We start from the raw sequence: 17,059 nt of genomic DNA, 5'->3' as shown, positions 1-17,059 counted from the left end.
GCGCACTGTTTCCACTCGGTTGTCCTGACACCCCAACAGTCTAAGGGTTAGCATGACAATAGTTAGCATGCTAACGTTATGCCACGAAGCCCAGGGAAGGACGAACTCATGCGAGTAGCGATCATCGGCGCCGGAATTGGCGGGCTGACCGCAGCAGCGGCATTGCGCGCCAACGAGATCGACGTCGTCGTCTATGAGAAGGCGCACGAACTGCGCGAGGTGGGCGCGGGCGTTGTCGTCGCGAGTAACGGTCTGCGCGCACTCGACGCGGTGGGCCTTGGCGAGCGCGTGCGCGCTGTGGGTACCCCGATCGCGCGCACGCTCTGGCACACGTGGCAGGGAGAGGGCGTGCCGGTGCCCACGGCATGGCCATCGGTAAGCCCCGATCGCCCGGTGACCTCCCTGCCCGTACACCGCGGCGAACTCCAACAAGCCTTGTTGAGCGCATTGCCCGCGGGAACCGTTCATCTCGGGCGCCCCTGCCACGACATCATCGAGACGGGCAACGAGGTGCGCATCCTTTTCGCCGATGGTTCCGAGGAGCATGCCGACATCGCAGTGGGAGCCGACGGTATCCACTCGGTGGTGCAGCGCGTAGTGACCGACCCGGCTGAGCTGTCCAGTGATGGCATCATGGCCTATCGCGGCTTGATCCCAGCGGAACGCCTCGGTGGCGCGGTCGATCTGGACAGCATGCAGATGTGGCTCGGTCCCGGGCGCAGCTTCCTGATCTATCCGGTCTCCCAACGCCGGCTGCTCAACGTGGTTGCCTTCACCCCGAGCAATCTCGACGCAGAGGAATCCTGGACCGCCCCCGGCGATGTCACGGAGTTGGCTGCCGAGTTCGCGGGATGGGATCGGCCGGTACAGCGCGTCGTCGAGGCGATGGCGGAGACCTTCCGCTGGGGCCTGTACGACCGGAGGCCATTGAGCCGATGGACCACCGATCGCGTCGCGCTACTGGGCGACGCCGCGCATCCGATGACCCCGCACCTCGGCCAGGGCGCGAACATGTCGATCGAGGACGCCGTCGTGATGGCCACCGTGTTGGCGGGCGCCTCGGCTGCTGACGTCCCCCGGCGGCTGGCCGTGTACGAGTCGTTGCGGCGTGATCGCACCACCCGAGTTCAACGGAATGCCCGTCAGTCCGGGCACGTCTATCGCGCCGTCGACCTGACTCCGCAGCAGCAAGCGGCACAGCTCGTCGAAATCCTCACCGGCAACTGGATTCCCGACTATGACGCCGCCGCGGCGGCCGGCACGGCACTTGCCTCGCTCTAATCCCTGCTGAATTCCTCACCGGTGTGCGGATTCACCGCGACCTCCCCTTCCGGAAGGTTGGACAGGTCGCCGGCGATGACGGTCTGCTGTGCCTCGACCGCATCGGGCAGGCCGAAATGGGTGGTGGCCCCGGCGGGAGCCAGCACCAGATCGGCACTGCGCCGTGGCAGCGTCGCCCCCTGGAAGAACGGCGGCGCCGCCACCCGCCATAGCAGCATCAGCACGACGCCGAGCACCAGCGCGCCGATACCGACCACCGCCACGGCCCCGACTCCGAAGACGGTGACGTTGTTACCGGCGTCATCGATGAGCCAGCTGGGCTTGGCGTACTGAACCAACCCGTAGGCGAAGATGACCGTCAGCGCGATTCCGCCGAGCAGCGGGATCGCACCACGCATCATGAAATTGCGCGCACTCTGCGTGAGTGTCCGACGGTAAAACCACACACACGCGAAGCCGGTGAGACCGTAGTAGAAGGCGATCATCAGGCCGACCGATCCGATCAGGGCGGTGAGCAGATTGGTGCTGATGATCGTAAAGAGCACGTAGCACGCAATCGAGACCGCACCCATCGCCACGGTGGAGGTGGTGGGCGTCAGATACCTGCGGTGGATCGATGCGAACGAATCCGGCAGCGCCTTGTAGACACCCATCGACAAGGTGGTGCGGGCAGTCGGCAGGATCGTGGTCTGGGTGCAGGCCGAGGCCGACGTCAGGATGGAGGCGGAGAGCAAGAGCATCCCCACATGCCCGAGGAAGCTATCGCCGAACAGTTCAGGACCGATGGCCTTGAACACATCGGCGGCATTCTCCTGATTGCCCAGGCCTATCCCCTCGGTGCCGACGCCCGCGAACGCCACGGCTGCCACGCTGACCAGCGCATAGGTGGCCAGCAGTAGGAACGTGGATAGCACCGCGGCGCGCCCGGGCGTGCGTCCCGGGTCATCGGACTCCTCGTTACAGGCCACCGCGGTATCCCACCCCCAGTAGATGAAGATCGTCGTCAGCACGGCGGGTGCGATGACGGTGCCGAAATCCATGCCCCCGGGCCAGAACCAGGACAACGACGGCAGCAGCGAGTAGGTCTCGGCGTTATGGGCGTAGACCTTGATCAACGCGATGATCGACACGGCCACCAGAACAACCATCTCGACCAGCAAGAGTGCGTACTGCAGCCGCACCGAGACTTCGATACCGCGGTAGCAGATGTAGGTCATGATCACGATCCACAGAACGCCCGCCACTGTCGACCACAGGGTGCTATCGGCCAGAGTCGCCGCCGCCGTCCACCCCAGATCACCGACGAACGTGAACGAATAGGCGCCCGCGATCTGAGCCAGGTTGGCCATCACGATGACATCGGCGGCGATGATGCCCCAGCCGCCCAGCCATCCGACAATCGGCCCGAAGGTGCGCGACGCCCAGGTAAAGGTGGTGCCGCAGTCCGGCTCGGCCTTGTTCAGCTCCTGATAGGCCACCGCGATCAGGTAAATCGGGATGAACGAGATCAGCACGATGGCGGGCGCCTTGACCCCGGCCAGCAGCGCGCCGCCACTGGCGACGATCAAACCCAGGGTGGCGGCCAGGCTGTAGGCCGGTGCCGTAGAGGCGAGCCCAACGACGACGCTGGACAGCAGCCCCATCGCGCCGCCCTTGAGCCCCTTGCTCTCGACGGGGGTGTCTGAACTCATACGCGTCTCCCTGCTCGGCGGAATGCGAGCAGAATACGGTTTCCGTTGAGTTTTCGCCCAACATGAGCGGAATTCGTTGAGATAGCACCTTCAGGCACTGGATTCCATAACAAGCTCGAACGAGCATTGACCTGCTGCACCGGATGCGAACTCCGGGGGGGACGACGCATTCCTCCAGTGGCCGACGCACAACGCGGCGTGTGGGCGCGGAAGGGCGGATTTAGGCCAGCGGATTTGTTCCGTTGAGGAACACCCAGATGGCCGCCGCGGCACCCAGACCCAGCAGTACGGCGGCGAAGGAGCCTACGAACGGCCGGCGGGCCCAGCCACGTCCGGCATCAAACCCGTACCGACCAGGGCCGACGAGGATCACCGCGAGGATCGCGACGATCATCAACAGCTCGAATTCGTGCCCATCGGGCCAAAAGATCGCGTATCGGTTCGCCTTGTCGGACACCATGTCGGACAGCAGCACGTTGACCATGAAGGCCAGCGCGGCCGCACCGGCCAGTGGCGTGAGCAGGCCGAGAACCAGCAGTACCCCGGCGCCGAGCTCCGCCGTGACGCCGATATACGTGAGGATGTCGGCGTATTTGAAACCCCGGTCACTCAGTGTTGCTTCGAAACCGTTGAGTCCGGTCCCGCCCCACCAGCCGAAAACCTTGCGCAGCCCGTGCGCGATGAGTACCGCGCCCACGCCGACACGCAGCAACAACAGTCCGAGATCTTGCGTGCCACGACGGTCACCCGTGGGGTCCTGAGTGCCCCACGGCGCGGCATGTCGCGCCTGCACCGCCTCAGAAGATATTTGCGTGGTGGCAGGTTCGGCATAGGGCAGCGGCGCTGGATCGTACAACGGTCCAACCTCTTTCACATCGTGGGAGCTCGTCAGCTTCTCCGCCTGGTAATGCGGGATTGCCGTGGTCTCGAAATCGCCGCCATAGGTGGCCGACGGCACATCGTCTTCAGGGTCGACCAGCTCTGGCGGCTTACGCCACACATGCGGATCGTCCGAATGACCGGTCACGGCCCCAGCGTAAGTCCATTGGAGGCCCGAATGTGGCGAGCAACGCCGTAAGGTCCGTAATCTTGCGGGCATGCTCATTCGCTGCCGGAGCCGCAGGGCCGGCGACATTCGGCCAAATCCCGCGACGGGACCAACCAATGAGCCATCGGGGAAAAGACTGATTGTCGGTTCGGTGGCGGCGTTGGCCGGGACGGTGACGCTGCTATCAGGATGTGTGCGGTTCGATCCCACCCAAGATGAGCCGTTCACCGAGGTTCCCCGGCGCGGGGTGGCCCAGACCACGACGACCCCGCCCCCACCATTGCCGGGTAAGCCGTTTCCCAAGCAGTGCCCCGCCGACGGTGTGATGCAGGGATGCCTGGAAGCCACCAGTGGGCTCATCATGGGCAGTGACGGCAAGACGGCATTGGTCGCCGAGCGCGCAACGGGTGCCATCAAGGAAATCGCGACCAGCGCCGAGCCGAAGGTGAAGACGACCATTCCCGTCGACCCGTCAGGGGATGGCGGACTGTCCGATATCGTGCTCTCCCCCTCCTACCAGCAGGACCGGCTGATGTACGCCTACATCAGCACCCCCACCGACAACCGGGTGATACGTGTCGCCGACGGCGACGTGCCCAAGGAAATCCTCACCGGAATACCCAAGGGCCCCAACGGCAATGCGGGATCGCTGGCGTTCATCAGCCCCACCACGCTGGTGGTACAGACCGGCACCGGCGGCAACGCGGCAGCAGCCAATGATCCGAACTCTTTGGCCGGCAAGGTGATCCGCATCGAACAGCCCACCACCATCGACCAGGCCGCACCGACGACCGCGATAAGCGGCCTCGGCGACGGCGGCGCCATGTGCGTGGATGCGGCCAACGGCACGCTGTATGTCACCGACCGCGCGCCCGCGGGCGATCGGCTGCAGAAGCTCACCAAGGACGGCAAGATCTCCACGGTGTGGACCTGGCCCGATAAGCCCGGGGTGGCCGGTTGCGCCGCCCTGGACAGCTCGGTGATGGTCAACCTGGTGTTCAACCAGACCACCGTGGTGGTGCGCCAGAACCCCGAGACCGGCGCGGTCACCGGCGACCCCGAAGTGCTCCGCCAAAAGGAGCAGCACGGTCACGTCCGGGCGCTGAAGCTCTCGGCTGATGGAAACGTCTGGGGCGGTTCCATCAACAAGGACTTCGGCACCGCCACCGACACCGAGGACGTGGTGTTCCCGTTGTTCCCGAAGGGCGGCGGATTCCCCCGCGCCAACGACGACCTGGACTAGCTAGCCCTGGCCGCAGGCGGCCAGAACCAGGTCCTTGACCAGCGCGGCATCGGCCTGACCCTTGGTGGCCTTCATCACCGCACCGACGATGGCGCCCGCAGCCGCCACCTTGCCATCGCGGATCTTCTGCGCGACATCGGGATTGGCGGCAAGTGCCTCGTCGACGGCGGCCCGGATCACCGAATCGTCGCGCATGACCACCAACCCGCGGGCGGTCATCACCTGCTCGGGCTCACCCTCACCGGCGAGCACCCCGTCGATCACCTGTCGCGCCAACTTGTTGGACAGCTTGCCATCGTTGACCAACGCGACAACGGCGGCCACCTGCGTCGGCGTGATGGGAAGCTCGGGCAGCTCGATCTCGCGCGAATTGGCCTGCTGCACCAGGTAGTTACCCCACCACGAGCGTGCCTCTTCGCTGCCGGCCCCCTCGGCGACGGTAGCCTGCACCAGTTCGACGGCACCGTTATTCACCAGGTCGCGCATCACCTCGTCGGAGACACCCCATTCCTGCTGAATGCGCCCCAGCCGCAGCCAGGGCAGCTCGGGAAGGGTGCCGCGCAAGCTTTCAATGAGCTCGGCACTGGGTGCCACCGGTTCCAGGTCGGGTTCCGGGAAGTACCGGTAGTCCTCGGCAGTCTCCTTACGGCGCCCCGCACTCGTGGAGCCGTCCTGCTCGAGGAAGTGCCGCGTCTCCTGAATGATTTCCTGGCCCGCATCCAGAACAGCTGCCTGACGGCGCATCTCGTAGCGGACCGCTACCTCAACGCTCTTGAGCGAGTTGACGTTCTTGGTCTCGGTACGGGTACCGAACTCATCGGCGCCAGTGGGCATCAGCGACACATTCGCGTCGCAGCGCATCGACCCGTGATCCATGCGCACGTCGGAAACGTCCAAGGCGCGCAAAAGGTCCCGCAGTGCCGTCACGTATGCGCGGGCTATCTCCGGGGCTCGTTCCCCGGTGCCCTCGATGGGCTTGGTAACGATCTCGACGAGCGGCACTCCCGCGCGGTTGTAGTCGAGCAGGGATTCAGTGGCCCCGGAGATGCGGCCGGTCTCGCCACCGATATGCGTCAGCTTGCCGGTGTCCTCTTCCATGTGAGCGCGCTCGATCTGCACCCGCCACGTCGTACCGTCGTCCAGCGGAACATCGAGGTAACCGTTGAACGCGATGGGCTCGTCGTATTGGGAGATCTGGTAGTTCTTCGGCTGGTCCGGGTAGAAGTAGTTCTTGCGGGCGAACCGGCCCCACGGGGCGATCTCACAGTTCAGCGCCAGTCCGATACGGATGGCCGATTCGACGGCCTTCTCGTTGACCACCGGCAGCGAGCCCGGCAGGCCCAGGCAGACCGGGCAGATCTGCGTGTTCGGCTCCGCGCCGAACGCGGTCGGGCAGCCACAGAACATCTTGGTGGCTGTGGACAGTTCGACGTGGACCTCCATGCCGAGCACCGGCTCGTATCGGGTCAGTACGTCGTCGTAGTCCAGCAGTTCTGTCATGCTGCGATCCTAATGGGTCGGCTTTGCCGGCCGAGCAGACGCTTGTTGCACAGAAAACGCAGGTGATGCACGCATTATCTGTCTGTTCGCGGGTACGGTCGCCGTTATGGGCGGCAGCGTGGTGGTCATCGGCATCGATCCGTACCTGATCGATTTCAGCATGTCCGAGTTCGCCGACACGGGCCTGTCTGCCGACGACATCCAGAAGGGCTTGGACCAATCTGCCACGACCCTCAATGCCGAGGGCTATACCGCCGAACTGTGCCTGATCGGCCTGATGCCCGACGAGGTCACCGCACAGCTGAAGAGGGCACTGGACGCCCGGCGGTGGGATTGCGTGATCATCGGGGCGGGCATACGCGCCATGCCGTCGAACCTCGAGCTCTTCGAAACGGTGCTCAACGTGGTCCACGCGCACGCACCGCACGCGAAGATCTGCTTCAACACCGTGCCCACCGATACCGTGGCCGCCGTCGAGCGGTGGATCTGACACCGGAATACGGGCACGTTTCTCAGCCGAAGAAGGCGGCCGCGTCGTCGTAGCGATTCTTCGGGACCAGCTTGAGATGGCGAGTCGCCTCCGACAACGGCACCCGCCCGATGTCCTGGCCCCGCAGCGACACCATCACCCCGTACTCGCCGGCGTGAGCCGCGTCCGCAGCGTTCACGCCGAACCGGGTAGCGAGCACCCTGTCGAACGGCGTCGGGGTGCCACCGCGCTGCACATGGCCCAGCACCGTGGTGCGGACCTCCTTGCTGATGCGTTTCTCGATTTCAGCCCCCAGCTGCTGGGCCACACCGGTGAACCGCTGATGCCCAAACTCGTCGATTCCCCCGTCGCGCAACTCCATTGAGCCCTCGGTCGGCTTGGCGCCCTCGGCCACCACACAGATGAAATGCGAATCCCCCCGCTGGAAGCGGCCTTTGATCAGGCGGCACACCTCTTCCACGTCGAACGGCACTTCGGGGATCAGCGTCATATGGGCACCGGAGGCCAGCCCGGCGTGCAGGGCGATCCACCCCGCATGCCTGCCCATTACCTCCACCAGCATGACGCGCTGGTGAGATTCGGCCGTGCTGTGCAGCCGGTCGATCGCATCGGTGGCAATGGTCAGCGCCGTATCGAACCCGAAAGTGACATCGGTGCAATCGATATCGTTGTCGATTGTCTTGGGCACCCCCACCACCGGCACGTTCTCATCGGCGAGCCAGCTGGCGGCCGTGAGCGTGCCCTCCCCGCCGATCGGGATGAGCACATCGATCCCGTTGTCATCGAGAGTCTGCTTGATCTGGTCCAGCCCGGCACGCAGCTTGTCGGGATTGGTGCGCGCGGTGCCGAGCACCGTGCCGCCCTTGGTCAGCAGCCGATCGTTGCGGTCGTCGTTGGCCAGCTGGATGCGCCGGTTCTCCAGCAGACCGCGCCAGCCGTCCTGAAATCCGACTACCTGCGAGTCGTAGCGGTTGGCGCAGGTTCGGACCACCGCACGGATGACGGCATTGAGCCCTGGGCAGTCTCCTCCACCGGTAAGCACTCCGATACGCATAGCCCCCATCATGCCCGTGAGCCGGTGAGACGGCAGCGCTACGGAGCCTTCGGCAGGCGACTCGGAACGCTCAGCATGAACCCGGCCCACACCCCACGACGGTCGGCGCCCAGGTCCCGCTCGACACGTGTCTCACGGTCGAAGACCATCACCGGCCAGTCCGGACCGCGGTACAGCGGCCAGTCTTCGCTCGGAACGCCGTTGCGCGCGAAAGCCACCCAGCGTTGTTGCACGTCGTCAACGACACGTGAGGCATCCCGGAGCGTGAGGCTGCCGGCCAACAGCGGCCCGGCCGGACCGCGATAATTGCCGAAGACCGCCAACAGCTCGGTAGCGTGCGACCCCTTCAAACCGGCGGCCCGCACAGTCCAGGGCGCATAGTCGAATTGATAGACGTACACCGGCGCGAACTGTTGATGCGCCGCGGCGATCCGCCACACCGAGGACGTGAAGAACATGTCCCCCGCGAGCCGCAACCGCGCTTCCCTCGACGGATATCCCGGATAGACCGCGAGGATCCGTTCCCGATAACCGGGCCCACCGCGCGCCAGAATGTCCTGCTGCTCGGGCTCGGACAGCGGCATCGCCTTGATCACCTTCGTGAAAAGCCTGGCCTCATCGGCGTTACTGCCGATGATCAGTGGAACTCGTTGCGCTTCACCATGTTCCATGGCTTCCACGGGAGGCTTGGGCAGATAATCACCGTCGACTGAAGGACCGAACGGGAATCCGCCCTCGGCGATCAACATGCGTTGTGCGCGCAGCAGTTGCTTGGGCGAGGCATTGATCACCGTTGACGCCGCATTATCGGGTGTGGCGCCAAGCAGTTCGGCGAAACGGCGGGCGTCATGCGCGATCGCGCCAGCATGGGCGGCGAGGCCACTGGCGGTGCTTTGGATAATCGCGCGATGAAACAGCCCCGCAGCGGCCGGGGTGGCCATCAATGTCTCGACAGCACTGCCACCCGCGCTCTCGCCGAAGATGGTCACATTGTCCGGATCGCCCCCGAAAGCGCGGATGTTGTCACGGACCCACTGCAGGGCCAGCACGAGATCACGCAGGTACACGTTGCTTTCGATGACATGCTCGGCATCGGACAGCGAGGACAGATCGAAGGCGCCCAGTGCGCCCACCCGATAGTTCGCCGACACGTAGACGCATCCGCGGCGCGCCAGTATCGAACCCTCATAGGGCGGCGAGGCGCTGGAGCCGAGAAAGTACCCACCGCCGTAGATGTAGAACATCACCGGCAGCGGACCATCAGGCAATTCCTGCGGCGTCACCACATTGAGGGACAGGCAGTCCTCACTGCGCCGCTTTTGCGGCGTGAACACCTTCGGCTGGTACGGCACCGCGCCAAATCTCGTGCAGCGCCGGATGCCCTCCCATGCCTGTACGGGACGCGGCGCCCGTAACCGCAACGGCCCCACCGGAGGTTCGGCGTAGGGAATCCCGCGGAAACGGCGCATGCCTCGCCGCACAAAGCCTTCAACCACACCACTGTTGACTTTTACTCGCTTCGGCGCCGCTGCCACGGATGCCAACCTAGCCCCAGGGGCCAGACCTCACCGCCCTGGGCGCACCGTCGTGGGGCCCGGCCTGGTCGTCACGATGGTGGCGGGCGGCGGAGCGTTCCCCGGGTCGGGCGCCGACGACAGGTGACGTTCCCCGAGAGGAAGACAGTCACGGTCCACCGATCCTCCGCAATCCGCCGGTTTCACCTGGACCACTGACTCGGGAACCACGATGCGGCTCGTCCACACCGCACCGGTGAGAACCATCGCGCACGCACCCACTGCGGCTATCCGACGGATCGACACCTTCTGCATGCTCGTCACTGTCGCGGCAAGACGGTGCTGGGACGGGTCTTCGTCTGCGGGATGGTCGCCCGCGGCACCACGTTGTCCGGGTTCGGTCGCGCGGTCAGGTGCGGATCGCCGGAATGATCGCAGGTGGTGTCGGTCTGCACCGAGCATCGAACCGTTACCTGCTGCGTAGCCGGCACGGCCTGGGAAATCGCCCCCACGCCCGGTATCGCCGCCACCACACCGGCGGCGATCAACGCACCGCCATACGGACTTCTCATATGCATATATGCAAATATGACAGCCCTTACGGCCAGCGCGCGTACAGAACGCTAATAGTTACCTGTGAATCCCTAGAGCGCCGACGGCAGCGGGCCGCGCGCCGTTTCGTACGCCGCTCCTACCCGGTACAGCCGGTCGTCAGCGAGTGCGGGAGCCATGATCTGCAGCCCCACCGGGAGCCCGTCATCGGCCGAAAGCCCCGAGGGCACCGACATCCCGCAGTGCCCGGCCAGGTTCAGCGGCAGGGTGCACAGATCGAACTGGTACATGGCCAGCGGGTCATCAACCTTCTCCCCCAGCCGGAACGCGGTGGTGGGCGTCGCCGGGGTGACCAACACGTCCACTTGTTCGTAGGCCTGCTCCAGATCACGCTTGATCAGGGTGCGCACCTTCTGCGCCCGGCCGTAGTACGCGTCGTAATACCCAGCGGATAGCGCATACGTGCCGATCATGATGCGCCGCTTGACCTCTGGACCAAAGCCCGCAGCCCGGGTGAGCGCCATGACTTCCTCGGCGCTGTGCGTTCCATCGTCGCCGACGCGCATGCCGTACCGCATGGCATCGAACCGAGCCAGGTTGGAGGACACCTCGGACGGGAGGATCAAGTAGTACGCCGGAAGGGCGTATTCGAAGTGGGGACAGGACACCTCCACCACATCGGCGCCCAGCGCGGTGAGCTGTTCGACGGCCGCGTCGAACGATGCCATCACGCCCGGCTGATACCCGTCGCCCCGCAACTGCGAGACCACTCCGACGCGAACGCCTTTGAGGTCACCGGTGGCACCGGCGCGAGCGGCGGCCACGACATCGGGTACCGCCTCGTCGACGGAGGTGGAGTCACGCGGATCATGCCCGGCGATCACCTGGTGCAGCAGCGCGGTATCCAGAACCGTGCGCGCACAGGGCCCGCCCTGATCCAGTGAGGACGCGCAGGCCACCAGGCCGTAACGAGAAACCGTTCCATAGGTGGGCTTGACCCCGACAGTCGCGGTAAGCGCCGCGGGCTGACGGATCGAGCCGCCGGTATCGGTACCGATGGCCAGCGGTGCCTGGAAGGCGGCTAACGCGGCCGCGCTACCACCGCCAGAGCCACCCGGCACTCGCTCGATGTCCCACGGGTTGCGGGTGGGCCCATACGCGGAGTTCTCGGTGGAGGAACCCATCGCGAACTCGTCCATATTCGTCTTGCCCAAAAGCGGAATCCCGGCCGCACGCAACCTCGCGGTGACGGTGGCGTCGTAGGGCGGAACCCAGTTCTCCAGGATCTTGGACCCGCAGGTGGTCGGCATGTCCCTGGTAGTGAAGACGTCCTTGAGCGCCAGCGGAACGCCGGCAAGCGGCGACGGCACCGAACCGGCCGATATCGCGTCGTCGGCGTCCTGGGCGGCGGCGAGGGCCTGCTCTCCCGCCACATGCAGGAAGGCTCGATAGGTCTCGTCGGTGCTGGCGATCTGATCCAGATGCGCACGTGTCACCTCAACGGATGACACCTCGCCTGAATGAATCAACGCGGCCAGAGACGCGGCGTCCTGCCTGATCAGATCGGTCACGCTTCTTCCCCCAGGATCTGCGGCACCGCGAAACGCCCCTCTGCCACCCGCGGAGCCTGTGCCAGCGCCTCATCCGGAGTCAGGCAATCGGCAATCACATCGGGCCGTGTGACATTGACCGCATCGAGCGGAGAACTCGTCGCGTCGACCTCATCGAGCTCATCGGTGGAAACGGCACTGATCTGGCTGACGTGGCCGAGGATCGCATCGAGTTGCCCGGCGTATCCGTCCAGCTCAGCGTCAGTCAGCGCAAGCCTGGCCAGTCTGGCCAGGTGCGCGACCTCGTCACGGGATATGGCGCTCACGGCTAGACAGCCTAGAGGGCGGCACTGCCTGACCTGTGCCACAGTGTTGGACGTGCCGTCTTATCTGCTGCGCTTGCAGCTTGCCGACCGTCCCGGCAGTCTGGGATCGGTCGCCGTCGCTCTCGGCACGGTGGGCGCAGACATCCTGTCCCTCGACGTCGTCGAGCGTGGTCCGGGCTATGCCATCGACGACCTCGTCATCGACCTGCCGCCCGGGGCCATGCCCGATTCGTTGATCACGGCCGCGGAAGCGCTGAACGGCGTGCATGTGCATTCCATCCGCCCGCACACGGGCCTTCTGGAGGCGCATCGCGAGCTGGAACTCATCGACAGGGTGGCTGCCGCCGCCGCATCCGCCCGCCTCGAGGTGCTCGCACAAGAGGCACCGCATGTACTGCGCTCGAATTGGTGCACCGTGGTGCGGCAGGACGGGGCCGGCTTCATTCGGGTGGCCGGAAGTTCCGGGGCCCCGGAAACCCAGGCCACCTCGGCCCCCTGGCTACCGCTGAGCCGGGCGCAGGTCCTCGACAGCGCTGCCGAATGGGTACCGCAACTCTGGAAGGACATGGACACCACCTTGGCGGCCGCACCGCTGGGTTCGGGTGACACCGCCGTGGTGCTGGGCCGTCCCGGCGGCCCGGAGTTCCGGCCCTCGGAGGTCGCCCGTCTGGGCTATCTGGCAGGCATCGTCGCAACCTTGGTGCGGTAGCGGCCGGTTCACAGGAACGGTACAGCCGTCTCCCGGAATCGCCCGGCACACTCACTGGCGTGACTGATATCGACGCGTCCATGAGCAGGACTCGTGAACGACTCATTTTCGCCGCCATTCTGCTGACGATCACTGTGGTGTACCTCTGGGGCATCAGCCACAACGGTTGGTCCAATGCCTTCTACGCGGCGGCCGTCCAATCGGGCAGCGAAAGCTGGAAAGCCTGGTTCTTCGGCAGCTTCGATCCGCAGAATTACGTGACGGTCGACAAGCCCGCCGGTGGTCTCTGGCTGATGGGGTTATCCGCCAGAATCTTTGGCTTCTCCAGCGCCAGCATGCTGATTCCCCACGCTGTGCTGGCGATTGTGAGTGCCGCCCTGATACGCGCCACAGTCCGGCGCCAGGCCGGTCCGGGCGCAGGTCTGCTCGCGGCGGCCCTATTCGCGCTGATCCCCGTGGTCTCGGTGATGTTCCGGCACTCCAACCCCGACGCACCGATGGTGTTCGGCATGGTGGTGGCCGCATACTTCACCACGCGCGCAATCGACTCCGAGCGCTCTCGGGCCGCGGCCGGGTGGCTGGCGCTGGCCGGCGTGGGCATCGGGTTCGCGTTCCTGTGCAAGACACTGGAAGGGCTGCTGGTGGCTCCCGCGCTGCTCCTCGCCTATCTGGTGTCGGCGAAATGGCCCTGGAAGACAACGCTCGTACATCTGCTCGGTGCCGGCGCCGCTCTGCTGGTCTCGTCGGGATGGTGGATGGCCGCGGTCGCACTGACTCCTGCGGCCAGCCGTCCGTACGTCGACAACTCCACCGACAACAGCGAATGGACCCTGGCAGTCGGCTACAACGGACTGGATCGCCTGCTCGGCGACGATTCGAAGGGAATGAGCGAAGGCGGCCGCGGAAGCGGACCCTCGTTCTCCGGTACCCCGGGCATCTTCCGTCTGTTCCAGGACACCCAGGCCGACCACATCGCGTGGCTGTTACCCACGGCGCTCATCGCACTGATCCTCGGACTCGCCCTCGTCAGCAGGACCCCACAGACCGAGGGTTGGCTGGGCCGCCTGCGCGCGATCACCACCAATCCCGCAGGGGCAGGGCTCATTCTGTGGGGCACCTGGATGGTGTCCAACTACGTGATCCTGAGCTACATGGCCAAGCAGTTCCATCCCTACTACACCTCGGCCATGGCCCCCGCTATTGCCGCTTCCCTGGCCATTGGCACTGTCCTGGTCTGGCGGCACCGGTCCGAACGGCTCGGCAAGCTGGGGCTCAGTGCGCTCACGCTCAGCGCCACCATCATGGCGTTCGTCCTGCTCCGGCGCATACCTGCCTGGTTACCGTGGCTGCGCTGGGTTCTGCTGATCGGCGGTATCGCCGCGGCCATTGCCCTCGCACGTGGCGCGCTCGAGCGCAACGCCCGGCTGCGCTATGCCATTGCCATACTGGCCCTTGCGGTTTCGTTGGGCGGGTCGATCGCCTTCACCATCGCGAACGTCACCACGCCCAAGGTCGGCGGGCTGTCCACCTCCGGCCCGGCGATGCCCGACGACGACAAGTTCGGCGGGCGGGAGCCCAAGCCGCTCGATCCCGCCCTGGCGGCGCTGATCAGAGATTCCGACGCCCGGTGGCCGGTGGCGACGACCAATACCCGCACGGCCGCACCCATCCAGTTGGAGACCAACGCGCCCGTGATGGCGATCGGCGGGTTCTCCGGACGCGACAACCCCATCACCCTGCAGCAGTTCATCGACTACACGCAGGATGGCACCGTCGAGTTCTATGCCGAGTCCGTCAAGGACAAGGACAAGCAGGAGGAACAACCGCAGAAGGATGGCGATACCGAGCGGGTGGCCGACGAGGTCCAGAAGTGGGTCGAAACCCACTTCTCCTCAAAGGATTACGGTGATTTGCGGGTGTTCGACCTGGCGGTGCCGCCGAAACCCTGATGAGCACCGAGCGTGAAGTCATGGCGGGATACCGAGAGATTTCTCGCCATAGCTTCACACTCGGCGGCTGGCGTCACGACGCTGGCGGCTCGGGTGGCCCGTCGGCCAGCAGCGCACGGAAGCCGTCCTCGTCGAGGATCGTCACCCCCAGCTCAACGGCCTTGTCATATTTGGAGCCCGGCGCGTCACCGACGACGACGAAGGCCGTCTTCTTGGACACCGAGCTCGCGGACTTGCCGCCGCGGGCGATGATGGCCTCCTTGGCCTCATCACGCGAAAATCCTGGGAGCGAACCGGTTACGACAATCGACAAGCCTTCCAGATTGCGCGGTATCGACTCGTCGCGCTCGTCGGCCATGCGTACGCCCGCAGCACGCCACTTGTCGACGATGGCGCGATGCCAGTCAACGGTGAACCAATCCACCACGGCCGCGGCGATCGTGGCTCCCACACCCTCGACCGCAGCCAGTTGTTCGACGGACGCTCCCTCGATGGCTTCCAATTCACCGAACTCGGTGGCCAGGGCGCGCGCCGCAGTCGGGCCCACGTGGCGGATCGACAGCGCCACCAACACACGCCACAGCGGCTGTTGTTTCGCCTTATCCAGGTTATCCAGCAGCCGGCTTCCGTTGGCGGACAACGCCCCATTCTTGGTCGTGAACAGATCGGTGCGCAACAGATCATCGGCGCTGAGACTGAACAGGTCGCCCTCGTCCTCGATAACCCCGGCCGAAAGCAGCGCGATCGCCGCCTCATAACCGAGCGCCTCGATATCGAAGGCGCCACGCCCCGCCACATGGAAGACCCGCTCACGCAGCTGCGCCGGGCAGCTACGCGCGTTGGGGCAGCGGATGTCGGCGTCGCCCTCCTTCTCATGGGCCAGTGTGGTGCCACACTCCGGACATGTTATGGGCATGACAAATTCACGTTCCGAACCGTCGCGCAAATCGGCGACCGGCCCTAGCACTTCCGGGATGACGTCCCCGGCCTTGCGAATCACCACGGTGTCGCCGATCAGCACACCCTTGCGTTTGACCTCGGACGCGTTGTGCAGAGTCGCCAGCGACACCGTGGATCCGGCCACCTTCACCGGGGTCATGTACGCAAAGGGTGTGACCCGCCCGGTGCGGCCCACGCTCACCCGGATGTCGAGAAGTTCGGTCGTCGCTTCCTCGGGCGGATACTTGTACGCGATGGCCCAGCGCGGGGCACGGGACGTACTGCCAAGGCGACGTTGCAGCGCCACCGTGTCGACCTTGACGACCAGGCCGTCGATCTCGTGTTCCACATCGTGACGGTGCTCGGCCCAGTAGTCGACACGTTCCTGGACCTTCGCGATGCCCCGCACCTTGGTGGTGTGAGTGGATACCGGTAATCCCCACTGCCCCAGCGCCAAATAGGCATCATGCAGGCTTTCCGGCGCGAAGCCCTCGGCACGGCCCAGCCCGTGACAGATCATCCGCAGCCGGCGTCTGGCGGTGATGGCCGGGTTCTTCTGCCGCAAGCTGCCCGCGGCACTGTTACGCGGGTTGGCGAACGGCGGCTTGCCCTCCTCCACCAGGGAGGCATTGAGCGCCTCGAAATCCTCCAGCCGGAAAAACACCTCGCCGCGCACTTCCAGGAGCGCGGGTATCGGGTATTCCGTTGAACCGGTGAGCCTTTCCGGAACATCCTCAATGGTCCGGGCGTTCAGGGTGACGTCCTCACCACTACGCCCGTCCCCACGGGTGGCCCCCCGCACCAGCACACCGTTCTCGTAGACCAGCGCCAGCGCCACGCCGTCGATCTTCAGCTCGCACAGGTATTCCGGTTCCGCGCCGATATCGCCACGGACCCGTGCGTCCCAGGCCGCCAGCTCCTCGGAACTGAATGCGTTGTCCAGGCTCAGCATTCGCTCCAAGTGATCCACGGATCTGAACTCCGTGACGAACCCTGCCCCGCCCACCAGCTGCGTCGGCGAATCCGGAGTGCGCAGCTCCGGGTATTGCTCTTCCAGCGCCGTGAGCCTCTTCAGCAGTGCGTCGAACTGGCCGTCGGAAATGACGGGGGCGTCCTTGACGTAGTAGCGGAACTGGTGGCCGCGCACCTCTTCGGCCAGCTCACCCCATTGGCGCTGGATATCGGGATCCATACCCGCAGGCTAACGGACCCA

The 17,059-nt window shown here is 65.4% G+C and carries 15 protein-coding genes; 5 read left to right on the top strand and 10 right to left on the bottom strand.

Annotation, left to right across the window (positions count from 1 at the left end; all coding sequences use genetic code 11):
• The first annotated feature begins 108 nt into the window (after positions 1-108).
• Positions 109-1,281, top strand: a complete 1,173-nt coding sequence (locus AC5Y5C_RS15300) for an FAD-dependent monooxygenase (protein WP_499973630.1) — start codon at positions 109-111, stop codon at positions 1,279-1,281.
• Here the strand turns inward: AC5Y5C_RS15300 and AC5Y5C_RS15295 are convergent.
• Together AC5Y5C_RS15295 and AC5Y5C_RS15290 are read right to left on the bottom strand one after the other, a co-directional pair.
• Positions 1,278-2,972 (bottom strand): APC family permease, encoded by a 1,695-nt coding sequence (locus AC5Y5C_RS15295; protein ID WP_499973626.1) that lies wholly within the window; start codon positions 2,970-2,972, stop codon positions 1,278-1,280. The genes AC5Y5C_RS15300 and AC5Y5C_RS15295 overlap by 4 nt on opposite strands.
• 220 nt (positions 2,973-3,192) lie before the next feature.
• Complete coding sequence (locus tag AC5Y5C_RS15290; protein ID WP_499973624.1) at positions 3,193-3,999, bottom strand: DoxX family protein; 807 nt, start codon at positions 3,997-3,999, stop codon at positions 3,193-3,195.
• Between the two features lie 70 nt (positions 4,000-4,069).
• On the opposite strand from AC5Y5C_RS15290, the gene AC5Y5C_RS15285 reads away from it, so the two are divergent.
• On the top strand, positions 4,070-5,263 hold the full coding sequence (locus tag AC5Y5C_RS15285; protein ID WP_499973622.1) for a PQQ-dependent sugar dehydrogenase: 1,194 nt from the start codon (positions 4,070-4,072) through the stop codon (positions 5,261-5,263).
• On the opposite strand, the gene gatB is transcribed toward AC5Y5C_RS15285, so the two are convergent.
• Complete coding sequence (gene gatB / locus AC5Y5C_RS15280) at positions 5,264-6,763, bottom strand: Asp-tRNA(Asn)/Glu-tRNA(Gln) amidotransferase subunit GatB (protein ID WP_499973618.1); 1,500 nt, start codon at positions 6,761-6,763, stop codon at positions 5,264-5,266.
• Positions 6,764-6,869: 106 nt separating this feature from the next.
• Here gatB and AC5Y5C_RS15275 point away from each other — a divergent pair, with 106 nt between their 5' ends.
• Positions 6,870-7,253, top strand: a complete 384-nt coding sequence (locus tag AC5Y5C_RS15275; RefSeq protein WP_499973614.1) for a hypothetical protein — start codon at positions 6,870-6,872, stop codon at positions 7,251-7,253.
• Positions 7,254-7,275: 22 nt separating this feature from the next.
• Here the strand turns inward: AC5Y5C_RS15275 and AC5Y5C_RS15270 are convergent, their stop codons facing one another.
• The 6 genes from AC5Y5C_RS15270 to gatC form a co-directional block, all read right to left on the bottom strand.
• Entirely contained in the window at positions 7,276-8,307 is a 1,032-nt protein-coding gene (locus AC5Y5C_RS15270; protein ID WP_499973610.1) for an ATP-dependent 6-phosphofructokinase, read from the bottom strand.
• 38 nt (positions 8,308-8,345) lie between these two features.
• Complete coding sequence (locus tag AC5Y5C_RS15265; protein ID WP_499973607.1) at positions 8,346-9,842, bottom strand: carboxylesterase/lipase family protein; 1,497 nt, start codon at positions 9,840-9,842, stop codon at positions 8,346-8,348.
• Between the two features lie 30 nt (positions 9,843-9,872).
• Positions 9,873-10,136 carry a hypothetical protein gene (locus AC5Y5C_RS15260; protein ID WP_499973605.1) on the bottom strand — a complete coding sequence of 88 codons (264 nt, stop codon included), beginning with the start codon at positions 10,134-10,136 and terminating at the stop codon, positions 9,873-9,875.
• A 5-nt stretch (positions 10,137-10,141) separates the two neighbouring features.
• Positions 10,142-10,393 carry a hypothetical protein gene (locus AC5Y5C_RS15255; RefSeq protein WP_499973603.1) on the bottom strand — a complete coding sequence of 84 codons (252 nt, stop codon included), beginning with the start codon at positions 10,391-10,393 and terminating at the stop codon, positions 10,142-10,144.
• A 72-nt stretch (positions 10,394-10,465) separates the two neighbouring features.
• On the bottom strand, positions 10,466-11,944 hold the full coding sequence (gene gatA / locus AC5Y5C_RS15250) for an Asp-tRNA(Asn)/Glu-tRNA(Gln) amidotransferase subunit GatA (RefSeq protein WP_499973601.1): 1,479 nt from the start codon (positions 11,942-11,944) through the stop codon (positions 10,466-10,468).
• On the bottom strand, positions 11,941-12,249 hold the full coding sequence (gatC, locus tag AC5Y5C_RS15245) for an Asp-tRNA(Asn)/Glu-tRNA(Gln) amidotransferase subunit GatC (RefSeq protein WP_499973598.1): 309 nt from the start codon (positions 12,247-12,249) through the stop codon (positions 11,941-11,943). Before gatC ends, gatA begins: the two co-directional genes overlap by 4 nt.
• Positions 12,250-12,301: 52 nt before the next feature.
• Here gatC and AC5Y5C_RS15240 point away from each other — a divergent pair, with 52 nt between their 5' ends.
• On the top strand, positions 12,302-12,958 hold the full coding sequence (locus AC5Y5C_RS15240; protein WP_499973594.1) for an ACT domain-containing protein: 657 nt from the start codon (positions 12,302-12,304) through the stop codon (positions 12,956-12,958).
• Between the two features lie 80 nt (positions 12,959-13,038).
• Positions 13,039-14,907, top strand: coding sequence for an ArnT family glycosyltransferase (locus AC5Y5C_RS15235; RefSeq protein ID WP_499974560.1), 1,869 nt, complete (start codon positions 13,039-13,041; stop codon positions 14,905-14,907).
• Between the two features lie 73 nt (positions 14,908-14,980).
• Here the strand turns inward: AC5Y5C_RS15235 and ligA are convergent, their stop codons facing one another.
• Entirely contained in the window at positions 14,981-17,038 is a 2,058-nt protein-coding gene (gene ligA, locus AC5Y5C_RS15230) for an NAD-dependent DNA ligase LigA (RefSeq protein ID WP_499973591.1), read from the bottom strand.
• Between the last annotated feature and the right edge of the window lie 21 nt (positions 17,039-17,059).

It is taken from the genome of Mycobacterium sp. NGS15, from assembly GCF_059813245.1.
Note: the sequence above shows the minus strand (reverse complement) of the source record. Positions and strands in the feature narration are given on the sequence as shown.